This is a genomic window from Novosphingobium album (ex Hu et al. 2023), from assembly GCF_022832385.1.
GTDB classification, from domain to species: domain Bacteria; phylum Pseudomonadota; class Alphaproteobacteria; order Sphingomonadales; family Sphingomonadaceae; genus Novosphingobium; species Novosphingobium album.
Genome location: NZ_JALHLE010000003.1, coordinates 192372 through 207881 on the forward strand (window position 1 = coordinate 192372; position 15510 = coordinate 207881).

Genomic DNA, 15510 nt, shown 5'->3' on the forward strand with positions numbered 1-15510 from the left:
ACGCCAAGGCCGCAATAGACAATGAACATCGCTCTCCTTCTCGAAATGGCGGCAGAAGCCGCATCCGACCGCGTCGCCCTCGTATGCGACGGCAAGCGGTGGACTTACGGAGATCTGCTCGATGCCGCGCGCGGCGCGTTCGAGCTGATCCAGGAAAGCGAGGCCGAATACGTCGCCCTGCTCGATGAGAGCAGCGAAGCGGCAGTGATTGCCGTGTTCGGTGCAGCGCTTGCCGGCGTGCCCTACTGCCCGCTCAATTACCGCCTGCCCGACGCCGACCTTGCCGCCCTGCTTGGCCGGGTCGCCCCGGCGCTGGTGGTCGGCGACGAGGAACGCATCACCCGCATCGCGGGCGATCAGGGCCACACGATCTTCTCGCGCGAGGAATTCACGCTCAAGGTGCAGGAAACCGTGCCCGAGCCGGATTCGCGCGAATACGATCCGGGCGAAGGCATAGCCATCCAGCTCTTCACCAGCGGCACCACCGCAGCGCCCAAGGCTGCGATCCTGCGTCACTCGAACCTGCTGGGCTACATCCTCGGCACCGTCGAGTTTGCCTCCGCCGACGAGGCCGACGCCGCGCTGGTCGTCGTGCCTCCGTACCACATCGCGGGCATCTCGGCGCTGATGAGCTCGATCTACTCGCTGCGCAAGATCGTGATGCTGCCTAACTTCTCGCCCGAAGGCTGGCTGGAACTGGTGCATAGCGAAGCCGTCACCAACGCCTTCGTGGTGCCGACCATGCTAGCGCGCATTGTCGATGCCATGGAAAAGGGCGTGACCGTAAACACCGGCAGCTTGCGCGCCATTGCCTATGGCGGTGGCAAGATGCCGCTTGAGGTGATCCACAAGGCGCTCGAGCGCTTCCCCGGAGCTGGCTTCACCAATGCCTATGGCCTCACCGAAACCAGCTCGACAGTGGCTCTGCTCGGCCCGGACGATCACCGCGAGGCGCTGGCATCCGACGATCCCAAGGTCCGTGCGCGCCTGACTTCGCTGGGCAAGCCCATCCCAACGGTCGAGATGCAGATCCGCGGCGAGAACGGCGAAGTGCTCGGTCCCAACGAGGCGGGCGAAATCTATGTGCGCGGCGATCAGGTCTCGGGCGAATACAAGGAAAAGAGCGCGCTCGACGCCGAGGGCTGGTTCCCCACCCGCGACGCCGGGTACATGGACGAGCACGGCTACCTCTTCCTCTCGGGCCGCGCCGACGATGTGATCGTGCGCGGCGGCGAGAACATGTCGCCCGGCGAAATCGAGGACGTGCTGCTCACGCACCCCGCCATTGCCGATGCCTGCGCCTGCGCCATTCCCTCGGTGGAATGGGGGGAAACCGTAGGGGCCGCCCTCGTCACCCGCGAGGGGCATGACGCACCGAGCGAGGATGAACTGAAAACCCTGGTCCGCTCACGGCTGCGCTCCTCGCGCGTGCCCGAGAAGATCAGGTTCGTGGACGAGTTGCCCTACAACGAAATGGGCAAGCTGCTGCGGCGCAAGGTCAAGGAAGTCCTTGCCAACTGACATCCAGCCATCCGGCCCGGCGCTGCCACTGGCGCGCTGGGCCGGCCGGCAGCTCAGAGCCATGGCGCATGACTATGGCCTGCCAGCAATTGCAGCACTCGACGGTGCAACGCTGATGGGCGAGCGCGGGTCGAACAACGGCTATACCATCAGCGGACGCACTTCAGCGGGGCTCGGCGGAAGCCGCCTGCTGCCAACCCGTGACGGCGGATGGTTCGCTCTCACGCTGATCCGCGACATCGACCGCGAGTTGCTGCCCGCCCTGTTTTGCGATGCCGGTTTCGATCACACTGCCGAAGGCGCGATCGATGCCGCGGTGGTCCGCTTCGATTGTGCCGAACTGGTTGAGCGCGGGAGAGCGCTCGGTCTGCCGGTAGCTTCGGCTGACGAATTCCCTGCCTCGCCACCCGTTGAAGTCATGGTGCAAGGCGAACATCGCCAACGCGTAGGAGGTGACCGACGGCTGGTTATCGACCTTTCCGCCATTTGGGCAGGCCCGCTGGCCGGACACCTGTTCTGGCAGGCCGACATGGAAGTCGTAAAAGTCGAGAGTCGCACACGCCCCGACCTGATCCGTCGCGACGATCCAGCAACTTTCGACCTGATCAATCAGGGCAAGGCCAACATTCTCGTCGATTTCGCCAGCGAGCAGGAGAAAGCCGCACTTATTGCCCTCATCCGCCGCGCCGATGTGGTCATCGAATCCTCTCGCCCACGCGCGCTCCGCCATCTCGGCATCGACGCCGATGCGCTGGTGCGAGAGGTGCCCGGGCTTGTCTGGCTTTCGGTCACCGGGCATGGTGCAAGTGAGGAACCCGCCAACTGGGTCGGCATCGGCAATGACTGCGGCGTAGCGGGCGGCCTTTCGCGAGCCATGGCCGAGCTGACCGGTGAGATCGGCTACGTGGGCGATGCCATTGCCGACCCACTCACCGGCATCGTCGCCGCGCGCGAAGGCCTTGCCGCACTGCGCAGTGGCAAGGCCCAGCGCATCGGCCTGTCGATGAGCGCGATCGTTGCCATGGCTCTAGCCGAGGAACAGGCTCACGACCGGGCGGCCTTAGACGCCGAACTCCGGGCGTGGGGCACCTCGGTGGGAGCACCCTTCCCTAACGTCCCGCGCCGCGCCATTCAGGGCGAAGTGCGAGCAACCGGCGCCGACACTGCCCGTTATCTGCCGGAACTCGCGCAGTGCTGATCCGCAACGCAGAAGTTTGGGGTATTGGCCTGCAGGACGTCCGGATCGCGGGCACCAGCATCGCCGAGACCGGCACTTTGCCTCCCCTTCCCGGCGAAGCCGTCGTGGACGCCCGTCGCGGCGCGCTGCTGCCCGGTCTGCACGACCATCATATACACCTCGCCGGTCTCGCGGCGGACAAGGCCTCGATCGCTTGCGGACCACCGGACGTCAGGGACGCCGAGGGCCTAGCCCGCGCTCTGGCGCGACCTGGCGCTGGCTGGATCAGGGGCACCGGGTTTCACGAGAGCGTTCTGGGCGGCACCTTGCCCGACGCCGCCACGCTCGATCGGCTCGTCCAGCACCGTCCGCTGCGGCTGCAGCACCGGACCGGCCGGATGTGGCTGCTCAACTCTCTGGCGCTTGACGACTTGCTGTCGCGATCCGTACCACCCGATGGCCTCGAACGTGAAAGCGGACGTTTCACCGGCCGCCTGTTCGACGAGGATGCATGGCTGCGTCAGGCGCTGGGCAGCCGCCCTCCCGATTTTGGCGAGGTAAGCCACAACCTCACCGCCTGTGGGGTTACCGGCGTGACCGACATGTCCCCGCGCAACGACCCGGAAATGGCCCGGCACTTCGCCGCACAGATAGCCGGGGGATCATTGCTGCAAGCGACCTTACTGGCAGGCGCGCTTTCGCTCGCCGAAGCGCCGCAGGAAGGCTGGCGCCTCGGTCCGCTCAAGCTCCATCTGCACGAGGCCGCTTTCCCCGACTTCGAGGACACGCTTGCGTTCATCCGCGCAGGCCACGCGCAAGGACGGCCGCTGGCGGTCCATTGCGTGACCGAAGCCGAACTCGTCTTCACGCTGGCATTGCTGGAGGAATGCGGCGCGCTGCCCGGCGACCGAATCGAACATGTCTCGGTAGCACCACCCGAACTGGTGGCGCGTATGGCCGCACTGGGCGTGCAGGCGTGCGTGCAGCCGCACTTCATCGCTGAACGCGGGGATCGCTATCTGGCAGATGTCGAGCCGCGCCATCACGGTGACCTTTACCTGCTGCGCAGCTTGCACGACGCCGGCCTCGCCCTGGCAGGCGGCAGCGATGCGCCATACGGCCGCCACGATCCCTGGACCGCGATGGCTGCGGCCGTCAGCCGCAAGACGTCAGGCGGGGCAACCATCGGCGCTGGGGAGGCGCTCACACCTGAGGAAGCCTTGTCGCTCTATCTCGCCGATCCGCTTGACTTCGCCCGGCAGCGCCGCATCGCACCCGGCGAAACGGCCGACTTGTGCCTGCTCGACTGCCCGTGGACACAAGCGCGGGAACGGCTCACCAGTTCTGACGTCGCGGCGGCGTGGATTTCAGGAAATCTCGTCCATCAACGCATCGATCAGCCCCCAATCGAGTGCCCGGCTGGCCTTGATACGGCGCCCTGACAGGATCATCAGCAAGGCCCTCTGGCGCCCGATGCGCCGCGTCAGCGACACACAGCCGCCTGCGCCGGGCAGGATGCCCATGGCCAGTTCTGGAAGCTGGAACCAGGAACGGCGCGTGGCGGTAATCCTGCGCGCATAGGCCGCCAGTTCAAGCCCGGCACCCACACAGGCACCGTCGACCTCCACTTCGAGCCGTCCGGCGCACCGCACCGCCTCTCGCGCCGGAAGCGTCAGGCAGCGAATCCGGTGGGCCGTGGCCGGATCGGTCGTCGTGCCGAATTCCGAAAGTTCCGCGCCGAGGCTGAACGCCTTGCCCTTGGCTCGCAACACGATGCGCGCAATCGTCTCGTCGACATTGGCCAGTCCGAAAGCCTCGTGCAGGCGATCGCGCATCGCACGGTCAATGGCATTGCCCGCCTCCGGCCGGTCAAGCGTAACGACAAGATCATCATTGACGCGTGACAGATCGACACGCCCTTCCGGCTTGGCTTCGCGCAACGGCTGCACGGCTATCCATGCCCTGTGGGCTGCACTGCCCTGCAACATGGCATAGGCCATGGATTCCGCTGCAAGCCCCTCTTCGAGTGAGAGCGACGGCACCAATCGCAGGAGCTGCGTGACCGCCGCAGCAGCCAACGGCTGGCGCGCGATGGCATCGGCAATGGCGGCGGCCTCAAAACCGGCTTCAACGATTGTATCCATCCGGTGCGCCAGGCGATGATCGCGCGGTCCAATCCCGATCACCGGGCACGGCGGAAGCACCAATTCCGAAACATCGTTCTCCTCCTGACCGAGATCGACGAAGGCTGCTGGCTCGCGCCACTGCCCGGCTTCTCTGGCCAGATCCGCCGCTGATACCCCGAGTACCCCGAAAAACATGGCTTTCGCGTTACTCCCTCACGTCTGACGTTTGTCGTGCGCCAGCCATGGCCTGCCGGATCGGCATTGACCAGCCCCGTTCGTAGTTCGACAATCACCCTCAGGATCATGCCGGTGTGCCGGACCCCTCACATCGCAATGCTTCCGAATGCAAGTTTCTTGAGCCAGTATATATATCGCCCCCTTGATCAACAGCATTGTTGATGCTAACCAAGCTGAGCAAAAAACGAATTAAGCTCATTTTTTCTGGGCTCGACTCGGACAAAATGAAACCGGGACCCACTCGGGGAAGAAGCGAATTCCACATCCACTCGGAGGGAGGAGAGACCTCATGGCTGGTAAGTCGTCGTCATCATCGAACAAGGCAAAGATCGCGCGCAGGGTGATCGAGGTACTGGAGTACTTCGACGACACGCACCGGGAAGCGACGGTCATGGATATCGTGCGCCGGTATAACCGGCCTCAGTCTAGCACCTCGGAGCTCCTTTCCAGCCTCGTCGAGCTGGGCCTGCTTCGCAAGGATCCCTATTCCCGCGCCTACAGCCTCACGCCGCGTGCGGCGCTGCTCGGCACCTCCGGCCAGCCCGAGCTGGTTCGCGACGGGCGCATCGTCCGCCTCATGGACCGCCTCGTTTCGCAAACCGGCCTGTCGGTCGCGCTGCTCTCGATGGTGGGCCTCGATGCCCAGATCGTCAGCTGGCGCCACAGCCCGCGGGCACTGGCCGCCACGCGGGAACTGGCCGGCGGCGTGAAGGAACCACTGGTCGGCACCGCGGCAGGCTGGCTGATGCTTTCGACCGTGGCGCGCCAGCGCTGCGAAGGCATGGTCCGCCGCCTCAACGCAGAAGCGGACGAGCTGAGCAAGTTCAACTTCTCGGACATGATGCAGCGCATCGACGCCTGCCGCGAGCCGCGCCACGTGTTCGGGCCGACCGGCTTCAATACCGGTGCCGATTCCCTCTGCGCACTGCTCCCGCGCCAGCCTGAAGGCCATCCGCTGGTCGTGGCCGTGGTTTATGGCAAGGACGACAAGGTCAATCCGGACGGACTGATCCAGTGCATGGGCGACGCGATGCGCGCCAGCCTGCCGGACCCCGAAGTGACCACGAACGTGGAGCAGTTCTCGCACGCCGCCTGACACGGCCGCGGACCGCCCTCGGCGCAATCACCCTATCCCAACGAAAAGGGGCCCCGCGAGAGTTCTCGCGGGGCCCCTGATCATTTGGAGCCAGGACGCCGTCAGGAGTCCTGATCGGCCATGCGGCTCAACCGGTCCGCATCCTCATGACGCATGAACATCTTCATGATGTCGCCCGAGGTGACGGGACGCACTTCGCCTTCAGCCAGCGGGCGTTCGCCCAGCGAGGACTTCGGCGTGGTATCGACGCCCTCTTCCTCGGCCTTCTTGCGCAGCGCGCCGACGGTCAGCTGTTCCTTGGGAATGTGCTTGAACGGATCGAAGCGGAACCAGCGCATCGCGTTGCCGTGCGTGATCTTGTCGATCTGTGCGTCGGTCAGGTGCTTGATGGTCGGCCACAGGCGCTCGGGCACTTCCGGCCAGAGCGTGTCGGAGTGCGGATAGTCGCACTCGTAGGCGATGTTGTCCTCACCGATGTAGTCGACGTTATCCAGGCCGAAGGCATCGTCAATGAAGCAGTTGAGGAAGTGCTTCTTGAACATGTCGCTCGGCTTGGTGTTCTGGAACAGCGAGTGCGTCCAGTACTTGTGGCGCGAATTCGAGAAGTCGGCGCGCTCCATGAAGTAGGGCACCCATCCGATCGAGCCTTCCGAAAGCGCGATGCGCATATCGGGATAGTCGTGCAGCGCCTTGAGATTCAGCCAGTCCGACGCGGCATAGGCGATCGACATCGGCATCGTCGAAATCCACGCCTCGATGGGCGTTTCCATCGACGCGTGCGGCGCCGGATTGCCGCCACCGATGTGCAGGCAGATCGTCATGTCGAGATCGTTGATCGCCTTGTAGAAGGGATCCCAGTACGCGTTGTGGATCGACGGCAGACCCTGGCAGGTCGGGTTCTCGCTGATCGAAACGGTGTAGCAGCCCTTGTCGCTCACGCGCTTCAGCTCGGCGATGGTCGCGTCCATGTCCCAGGTCGGCAGGATCGCGCAGGGAATGAACCGTCCCGGATGGGCTGCACACCATTCGTCGATGTGCCAGTCGTTGTAGGCAGAGACGTGCTTCACCGCGAGCTTCTTGTCCGGCACGCGGTGCAGGCGGCCGCCGGCGAAATCGAACACCGAACCGAAGTTCAGCGACGCGGCGATGCCGTTGATGTCCATGTCCTTGACGCGCTCATCGACCATGTAAACGCCGTCACGCAGCTGATCGAGCGAAGTCGGCTCCATGCCGTATTCCTCGAACGGGCGGCCGACCACGGCATTGAGCGCCACCGAAGCGAAGCTCTGCCCCTGATAGACCCAGATATCCTTGCCGTTGTCGTCCTTGACCATCTTCGGCGCGGATTCGAGAAGTTCGCCCGAAAGGTGGTTCTTGAACATGTCGGGCGGTTCGCTGATGTGATCATCCACACTGATGATCACCATATCATTCATTTCCATATGACTTCTCCCACTTGGTAGTATTCGCCGAATATTCCCCGGTTTCAGGAACCGAAGACCGCCTCGAACCTGTCACGCAGGCCTTCGAGCGGTTCGCGCCCGCCTGCGCTGAAATCGTGTATCCCGCCAGCCATGCGCGCCTGCGGCGCGCGATCCGGCTGCATGGTAAAACAGCTTGGGCGCAGGCCCAGGGAGGCCTGGCGCTGCTCGTCCGTCATCTTGCGCCCATGAGCAACAAGTGAAGCCCATTGCAGCAGCCGGGCCGCTTCCCGGCTCTCGCCCTCAAGGCCCGCGATCCAGTCCCGCATGGTAAGCGGCGACAGACCGGCGAGTGATGGCGGCTCCACGAACCGTCCGGCCCGCTCTGTCCATCGGTGCACCACCCGGCCATCGCGCCGGATTTCCAGTTCGCGCTCCTCCCCGCCATCGGCATCGCGGGGATCGCTGATAAACACTTGGTATTCGAGCGGCGCGGAATCCAGAGCATGAGCGGCGCCGATCACGGCAAGATCATGCAGATGGGTGCAGTTCGCCTGCTTGTCGCGCCGGACCGTCACGTCCTTCAGGAGTATGCCTGTGAAGGTCTTTTCGAGGACTTCCGCCGCACCGGGGCAGACTGTCCAGGGAACACGGTCCATCAACGGCTCCGCCGCCAGCACGCGGCTGCCGTCATGCCGCAGCCGCACCGCCATACGATGCAGATCGTCTTCCAGCATGGCCACGACCGCTCCATCGGCCGGCTCCACGCGCAAAACGCGCCGGTAACCGGGCAACGAGGTCAAAGGCCTCTGTTCGCTGACTTGCGAACCGGACACGCTTACTCCCATCTGTGTTACGGGTCCCCCGGCATCCAGTCACCGGGGGCTGACGGCGGCAAATGTAACTTGCTCCACCCCGCCAAGCCATATGCCCCGCTCGCCATCGCGCGAGCGATTGCGTGGTATGGCGGATTGAACGGCTCTGCGGTCTATGGTCAGGACCAATCAACACGCGGGCCTGTCCCGCGCCGAACCGAGCGACAACAATAAGCCCCGGGATAGCCTGTCATGAATTTCGATCTCACCGACGAACAGGAAATGATGCGCGACACGTTCGCGCGCTTCCTTGACGACAACTCAAGCCCCGCCCAGATTCGCAAGGCGCTGGAAACAGGCGGCTTCGATTCCGCGATGTGGGCGGGCCTGGCGGAACTTGGCGCGTTCGCCATGCGCGTCCCCGAGGATGCCGGCGGCATGGGCCTCGGCCTTTTCGACGCCGGGCTGTTGATGGAAGAAGCCGGCCGCACGCTGGCATCGGGCCCGCTGGCTGAAGCCCTGGTGGCAGCACGCCTGCTCGGCCTCCTCGGCGGTCAGGACGAACTGCTCGAAAGCGCAATCAGCGGTGAAAAGGTCGTGACGCTGGCCATGCAGGACGCGGCCGAATTCCCGAAGCAGTGGATTGCCGGCGGCCTGGTGGCCGACGCCGTGGTGGCCCGCAAAGGCAGCGACGTCGTGCTGGTCACGGTTCCGGCCGACGCGCGGATCGCGGAGCCTAACCTGGCTTCGACCCCCATCGCCGAACTCGACCTGGGCGCGCTGGAAACCACCGTTCTGGGGAGCGGTGACGACGCGCTGGCAGCGTTCGCCAGCTGCGTCGAGGAATGGAAGCTGCTGATGGCGCTGGCGCTTTCGGGACTCAGCCGTCAGGCGCTGACGATGGCTGCGGAATATGCGGGCGAGCGCAAGGCCTTCGGGGTGTTCATCGGCACCTTCCAGGCGCTGTCGCACCCGATGGCGGACCTCATCTGCGAGATCGATTCCACCAAGTTTCTCGCCTGGAAGGCGATGCGCTCGATTGCCGATGGTGAAGCGGCTGCAGGCGCACAGGTTTCGCTGGCACTGTGGTATGCCGCCGGAACCGCGGGCCGTACCGGACGGCACGCCATCCAGACCTTCGGCGGCATCGGGCTGACCGTCGAACACGACATTCACCTCTACAACCTGCGGGGCAAGGCCTGGCCGCTGGTCGCTGGCGATCCCGAGGACTGGCTCACCGAAGCCGGACGGCGCCTCTATGCGGGTGAACCTGCCAGCCTGCCCGACGTCGGCGAAGTTCCGGTCGAGTTTGACCTCGGTGAGGATGCCCGCGCGATCCAGCAGGAAATCCACGATTTCTTCGCCAGCAACGTCACCGACGAGCAACGCGAGACATTCCACTACTCGTGGGAAGGCCACAACCCGGTCATCCACAAGCAGCTGGTCGAGGCCAATCTCGCCTACCTGCAGCTGCCCAAGGATGTCGGTGGCCGCGGGCTCTCGCCCTACGAGGTGACCGCCGCGCGCGATGCCTTCGAGGAAGAGGGCTGGAACAATCCCGTCGCAGGCGTGGCGCAGATGGTCGCACTGATCATTTACCGGTTCGGCACCGACGAGCTGAAGCGCGACGTGCTGACAAAGGTCATGTCGGGCGACGCAATCTGCTCGCTCGGCTACTCCGAGCCGGGCTGCGGTTCGGACGTCTTCGCAGCGCAGTGCAAGGCGACGCAGCAGGACGACGGCTCCTGGCTGATCGACGGCACCAAGATGTGGACCAGCGGCGCCAACCTCACCGACTACGTTCTGATGCTGTGCCGCACCGATCCGGACGCGCCAAAGCACAAGGGCCTGACGATGTTCATCGTCCCGCTCAAGGCCGAAGGCGTCACTGTGCAGGGCGTGCACACGTTCATGGACGAGCGTACCAACGTCACCTTCTACGACAACGTGCGTATCCCCGACACCTGGCGCCTGGGCGAGATCAACGGCGGCGGCCGCACGATGGCGGCCAGCCTTGAGCTGGAGCACGGTGGCGGCTTTGCGAAGGTGCAGCGCGTGCTGCTCGAAAGCGCGGTCGAATTGTGCCAGGAAATCCCGGTGGCGGGCGGTGGCAAGCTGATCGATACCGTCAAGGCACAGACGCGGCTGGCACGCACTTACGCGAATGTTCTCGCTGCCGAACTCATCGCCTACCGCGCCAACTGGACCCAGGTCCACGGCAAGGGCAACGGTGCTTACGGCCCGATGGCGAAGATGTTCTCATCCGAGCTTTTCATCATCGATTCGCGTGACCTGCTCGACCTGACGGCGCCCTATTCGCTCTCCAAGCGCAAGGGCGCGGCAGGTGTCGTGAACCTCGAATACCGCCATGCCCACGGCACCACCATCTACGGCGGTACCAGCCAGGTGCACCGCTCGATGATCGCCGAAAAGGGCCTCGGCCTGCCGCGGTCGCGCAATTGAGGAGGGGGAAGCATGTCTGAAGAAGCGCCGCACCTGCTGATCGACGACACGTCCGAGCCGGGCATCATCATCTGCACGCTGAACCGGCCCGACAAGCTGAATGCCATCAGCCGTGACATGATGGACCTGCTTACAGAGGCCGTACTGCGCTTGCGCGATACGCCAGAACTCAAGGTCATGCTGATCCGCTCCACCGGGCGCTATTTCAGCTCCGGCGCGGACCTTCGCAGCGGCAACCAGAACGTCGTTTCTCCGGTTTACGGAAGCAGCTCCGCGCGCGGCATCCGCGAAAACCACCGACTCAACCTCAACAACATGCAGCAGTTGTGGGATGAGATGGAGCATATCGAAAAGCCGATCGTCGTGGCGCATCATGCGATGTGTGTCGGCGGCGGGCTCGAAATGTCGCTATCGTGCGATTTCCGCCTTGCCGCCAAGAGCGCCGGCTACGCCTTTCCCGAAGGGCTCTTCGGCGTCCTGCCGGCCTCTGGCGGCGTCTCGCGCCTCACGCGGATTTGCGGTCCGCACTGGGCGCGCTGGCTGATCATGGCGAACAAGCCGGCACCGGCAGACATGGCCTTTACCATGGGACTGGTGCATCAGGTCTACGAGGACGAGACGTTCGAGCAGGAGGTGATGGACTTTTGCCGTCACCTGGCCAAGCAGAACGGCGAGCAGATGGGCGCGGCGAAAGTCGCCATCGAGCTGTGCGCCGAAGTCGGCCGCGATTCCTCGCGGCATGTCGAGCGCATGGCCAATTCGAGCCTCATGCTCAATCCCGACTTCATCAATGGCATGGAACAATACCTGAAGGGCGTGGGCGGCAAGAAGAAGTAGCCGCCTGCTTCATGCCCCGGCAAAAAGCCCGGCACGGTTTGGACCGGCCGGGCTTTTTTGTATGCCGCATGGACGCAGCACAGAAATGGTCAGTGCGAAAGGTAGCGTGATCCCGAACGGCCGTCGCGGATGGCCAGTTCCATCAGCCGCGCGCCGGGCACGAGGAAGCGGTCTTCGCTGATGTGCGGCCCCATGCCGACCTCCCGCCGAAGGTCCTGATCGGTTGCGACCGTGATCGATCGTTCGACACCGATCATAACCATCGTTGCCATGGAGGTATCCGCACCGTCCGACGGGGTTTCGCGGCCCATCTGGTTCACGAGCAGGGAAATGATAGGCCGCGTGCTGTCGATCCGGTGCGCCAGCATCCGCGCGTCGCGCTGGTCAGACAGTGCATTGCGCATGTGCAGCAGCCGCGAATGGAGCAGCCAGAAATCGTGATAGGCCCGGACAAAGCGGTAGCAGCAATCGAACAACTCATCATCCGGCCAGCGTTCGCGCAGGAGATGCAGATACGCAGCCTCGGCCGTCGCCATGACCGGCTCCAGCACCGCGAGCAGCAGTTCCGTGAGATCGGTGAAGTAGTTGTAGAGCGAGGTCATGCCCAGCGATGCCCGGCGCGCCACCGAACTCAGCGTCACGGGTTCACCCGGCGAATCTATCAGTTCGATCGCCGCCGCCAGAATGCGCTCACGCGTGACTCTGCCCTTGCGGCCAAGCTTTTGGCCATTGAGGTTATGGCTCACTGACGCGCAAGCATCAGTTACAGCAGCAGCCAGCTGCGGGGGCAGCCCCGCCAGACTGGGCGATTCCTGTTCCATCGCCACACCCATCCCCCAAAGTTCCTGGGAGGGCAAGCCCGGTTCGGCCGCCCTCCCATCGTATCAATATTCTAGATCAAGCCGGTTCGGCCATGCCGACCGGCCAGGCTACCATCTTGATATCGGTGTATTCCTCAATGCCCTCGACGCCCCATTCGCGGCCCATGCCGCTGGCCTTGAAGCCGCCGAAGGGAATGTCGCCGGCAATGCACATGCCGTTGTTCACGCTCATCGAGCCGGTCTTGATCCGGCGCGCCACGGCCATGGCCCGGTCGTGGCTGCCCGAGACGCCGCCCGAAAGGCCATACGAGCTTTCGTTGGCGATGCGGATGGCGTCTTCGTCATCCTCGTAGGGAATGACGACCAGCACCGGACCGAAGATCTCTTCCTGCGCGATGCGCATGTCGTTGGTGACATCGACAAAGCAGGTCGGCTCGACGAAGTAGCCGCCGCCCTTGTCCGGACGGATGTTGCCGCCCACGAGGAGCGTTGCGCCCTCTTCCTTGCCGAGATCGATGTAGCCCTTCACGCGCTCCATCTGGCGCTTGGAAACAACCGGGCCCATAATGTGCGCCGGGTTGCTGACATCGCCCCAGTTGTCGCCGAACTGACCATAGGCGCCCTGCAGGATCATCTTGGCTTCTTCGTAGCGGCTCTTCGGTACGAGCAGGCGCGATTGCACGGCGCAGCCCTGTCCGGCGTGGAAGACGAGGATAGTCATCCCCACGTCCATCGCAAAGTTCGGCGCATCATCGAGCACGATCTTGGCCGACTTGCCGCCCAGTTCGAGGAACACGCGCTTCAGGGTCGGGGCGCCCTGCTCCATGATGCGCTTGCCGACGCCGGTCGAACCGGTGAAGGAAATCAGGTCGACGCGCGGATCAGTCACCAGCATTTCACCCGCCAGCGCCGGATCGGCGCCGAACACGACGTTGAAGACACCATCCGGGAAGCCGGCTTCCTTGGCCAGCTCACCAAAGATCGCGCCCATGCCCGGCGTGTCCGGTGCGGGCTTGAGAATGACTGTGCATCCAGCGAGCAGCGCCGCGACGACCTTGCCAATGTTGACATAGAGCGGCACGTTCCAAGGCGTGATCGCGCCGACGACGCCGATCGCCTCGCGCAGGCCGAGCCGCTTGTGGATCATGCCGAACGCGGGCTTCTCGCCGTAGTCGACTTCCCAATCGATCTTGTCGAACACGGCCATGTAGTCGTCCCAGCCGTCCAGAGCCATGTCGACATGAGCCTTGTTGACGGCACCGAGCGCCGCACCGGCTTCATGCACCGCCAAGTCGCCCAGACGCGCGCGGTTCGCTTCGAACAGCTCCCGGTACTTCTTCACCAGCGCCACGCGCTTTTCCGTGTTGGTCGACCAGTCGGTGGTGTCGAACGCGCGGCGGGCCGCGGCGATCGCGGCGTTGACGTCCTCGGCGGTGGCATCGGCCGCCTTGCCGACAGTCTCGCCGGTCCAGGGGCTGATGACATCGAAGGTGCCGCCACCGGTGGCATCGCGCAGCTTGCCGTCGATGTAGAGCTTGGCATCAGGAAGGGTGGTCATGGGGTGTTCCTTGGCAAGTGTCGAAACAGGTCAGAGACGTTGCGGATAAATCTGGGCGGATTGCTCAGGAGGGTCTGCGGGCACCGACCGTGACGAGCGAGAGCTTCACGTCCGGCGGCAGGTCAAGCACGGCGCGGAACACCCCGGTCACCGAATTCGAATGCGAAACCGGCCGCTGGGTAAGATCGATGCCGTTCTTCACACAGCCCATGTGGAAGCGCATCGCCGCCTGCTGGTCCCAGTTCGGCGGTTCCTTGCCTTCGTCGTACATCGGCCCGGCGCGCACGGTCGTGACGCGAATGCCGGCTTCTTCCAGTTCTGCTTCAAGGGCGGAGCTGAACATCTCAAGGCCGGCTTTGGTTGTCTGATAGAGCGACAGCATCACGAACGGGACGGCAACCGACTCGCTGCCCACATTGATGATCTGCGCGCCCGCTTCCATCATCGGGATCGCAGCCCGGCAGCAGTAGATCGGACCGTTGAGGTTAGTGGCGATGATCGAGTCGATCTGCTTGTCCGTCGCCTCGGCAACGGTGAACGGCTCGTAGACCGCGGCATTGTTGATGAGCACATCGATCTTGGGGTGCTTCTGCGCGATGGTGGCAAAGGCGGCGCGCACGGAATCGGCACTGCCGACGTCGCATTCCACGGCCATCGCCGGGCCGCCCAGTTCATCGGCAACGGCCTGAACCTTGGAAAGTGTCCGGCCCAGCAGAATCACGGTTTCACCTTCGGCGGCAAAGCGGCAGGCCAATGCCTTGCCAAGGCCCGCACCGGCTCCGGTGATGACGACAGTCTTGCCCAAAGTACCCTCCCAAGTTCAAAATCCAGCGCCATGGCGACATGCCAATCAAAACGCGCCGGGTTGATTTCCAGACTAGATAGCCACTCGGCAAGGCGATGCCTATCGCAGTCGCGATAGTTGGCATGACCCACGCCGGGCCACGCCCGCGCGATACCTGATCAGTCCTCCCAGGAGGCCGCCGCGGCAGGCCTGCCGGTGAGATTTTCCAGCATCGTGTCCAGAATGCGCAGCAGGTCGGCCTGATCTTCCTGCGAAATGCCGTTCAGGGCGGCATTGGAGGTCTCGATGGCAAGGGGATGCAGCCTTTGCACCATCTCGCGCCCGCGCGCGGTCAGGAACAGCCGCCAGGCGCGCCGGTCCGCCGGATCGGAACGGCGTTCGACCAGGCCCGCGTCCTGCATACGGTCGATCATCCGGCCCGCGGTAATCGGCTCGACTTCAAGGATTTCGGCAAGGCCGCCCTGCTTTATGCCCTCGTGCCGCATGAGCACACTGAGAACCTGCCACTGCGGCCGCGTAACCCCGATCTCCCGAGCGCGTTCATCGAAAGCGCGGCGCATGAGCCGCGCGACTTGTGCCAGGACCGTGCCCACCCTGCGTTCCATCGCGCGAGAACTAGTAGGCTTGCTTAGT

Annotated in this window: 13 protein-coding genes; 6 read left to right on the plus strand and 7 right to left on the minus strand. The window is 64.2% G+C overall.

The window, feature by feature from the left end; genetic code table 11:
- The first annotated feature begins 21 nt into the window (after positions 1–21).
- The 3 genes from MTR64_RS03025 to MTR64_RS03035 are packed head-to-tail and all read left to right on the plus strand — an operon-like array spanning position 22 to position 4140.
- Positions 22–1521, plus strand: coding sequence for a class I adenylate-forming enzyme family protein (locus MTR64_RS03025; RefSeq protein WP_243990619.1), 1500 nt, complete (start codon positions 22–24; stop codon positions 1519–1521).
- Positions 1511–2719, plus strand: a complete 1209-nt coding sequence (locus tag MTR64_RS03030; RefSeq protein ID WP_243990622.1) for a CoA transferase — start codon at positions 1511–1513, stop codon at positions 2717–2719. Before MTR64_RS03025 ends, MTR64_RS03030 begins: the two co-directional genes overlap by 11 nt.
- Positions 2713–4140, plus strand: a complete 1428-nt coding sequence (locus MTR64_RS03035; protein ID WP_243990623.1) for an amidohydrolase family protein — start codon at positions 2713–2715, stop codon at positions 4138–4140. The genes MTR64_RS03030 and MTR64_RS03035 overlap by 7 nt, the downstream gene beginning before the upstream one ends.
- Here the strand turns inward: MTR64_RS03035 and MTR64_RS03040 are convergent.
- A complete protein-coding gene (locus MTR64_RS03040) occupies positions 4066–5019 on the minus strand; it encodes an enoyl-CoA hydratase/isomerase family protein (protein WP_243990625.1) in 954 nt (317 codons plus the stop codon). The genes MTR64_RS03035 and MTR64_RS03040 overlap by 75 nt on opposite strands.
- A 331-nt stretch (positions 5020–5350) precedes the next feature.
- Here MTR64_RS03040 and MTR64_RS03045 point away from each other — a divergent pair, with 331 nt between their 5' ends.
- Positions 5351–6157 (plus strand): helix-turn-helix domain-containing protein, encoded by an 807-nt coding sequence (locus MTR64_RS03045; protein WP_243990631.1) that lies wholly within the window; start codon positions 5351–5353, stop codon positions 6155–6157.
- 101 nt (positions 6158–6258) lie between these two features.
- Here the strand turns inward: MTR64_RS03045 and MTR64_RS03050 are convergent, their stop codons facing one another.
- Together MTR64_RS03050 and MTR64_RS03055 are read right to left on the minus strand one after the other, a co-directional pair.
- On the minus strand, positions 6259–7599 hold the full coding sequence (locus MTR64_RS03050) for an amidohydrolase family protein (protein WP_243990632.1): 1341 nt from the start codon (positions 7597–7599) through the stop codon (positions 6259–6261).
- 44 nt (positions 7600–7643) lie between these two features.
- On the minus strand, positions 7644–8345 hold the full coding sequence (locus MTR64_RS03055) for a DUF2889 domain-containing protein (RefSeq protein ID WP_243990633.1): 702 nt from the start codon (positions 8343–8345) through the stop codon (positions 7644–7646).
- A gap of 300 nt (positions 8346–8645) precedes the next feature.
- Here MTR64_RS03055 and MTR64_RS03060 point away from each other — a divergent pair, with 300 nt between their 5' ends.
- Both MTR64_RS03060 and MTR64_RS03065 read left to right on the plus strand, forming a co-directional pair.
- On the plus strand, positions 8646–10856 hold the full coding sequence (locus tag MTR64_RS03060) for an acyl-CoA dehydrogenase (RefSeq protein WP_243990634.1): 2211 nt from the start codon (positions 8646–8648) through the stop codon (positions 10854–10856).
- A 12-nt stretch (positions 10857–10868) separates the two neighbouring features.
- A complete protein-coding gene (locus tag MTR64_RS03065; protein ID WP_243990635.1) occupies positions 10869–11693 on the plus strand; it encodes an enoyl-CoA hydratase/isomerase family protein in 825 nt (274 codons plus the stop codon).
- Between the two features lie 89 nt (positions 11694–11782).
- Here MTR64_RS03065 and MTR64_RS03070 read toward each other — a convergent pair whose 3' ends face one another.
- The 4 genes from MTR64_RS03070 to MTR64_RS03085 all read right to left on the minus strand — a co-directional run bounded on the left by MTR64_RS03070 (position 11783) and on the right by MTR64_RS03085 (position 15482).
- A complete protein-coding gene (locus MTR64_RS03070) occupies positions 11783–12514 on the minus strand; it encodes a TetR/AcrR family transcriptional regulator (RefSeq protein WP_243990636.1) in 732 nt (243 codons plus the stop codon).
- Positions 12515–12590: 76 nt separating this feature from the next.
- Positions 12591–14072, minus strand: coding sequence for an aldehyde dehydrogenase family protein (locus MTR64_RS03075; protein WP_243990637.1), 1482 nt, complete (start codon positions 14070–14072; stop codon positions 12591–12593).
- A 64-nt stretch (positions 14073–14136) separates the two neighbouring features.
- Positions 14137–14877, minus strand: a complete 741-nt coding sequence (locus MTR64_RS03080) for an SDR family oxidoreductase (protein ID WP_243990644.1) — start codon at positions 14875–14877, stop codon at positions 14137–14139.
- Between the two features lie 158 nt (positions 14878–15035).
- The gene (locus tag MTR64_RS03085; protein WP_243990646.1) at positions 15036–15482 is read right to left on the minus strand and encodes a MarR family winged helix-turn-helix transcriptional regulator; all 447 of its coding nucleotides are present in this window, start codon (positions 15480–15482) and stop codon (positions 15036–15038) included.
- Between the last annotated feature and the right edge of the window lie 28 nt (positions 15483–15510).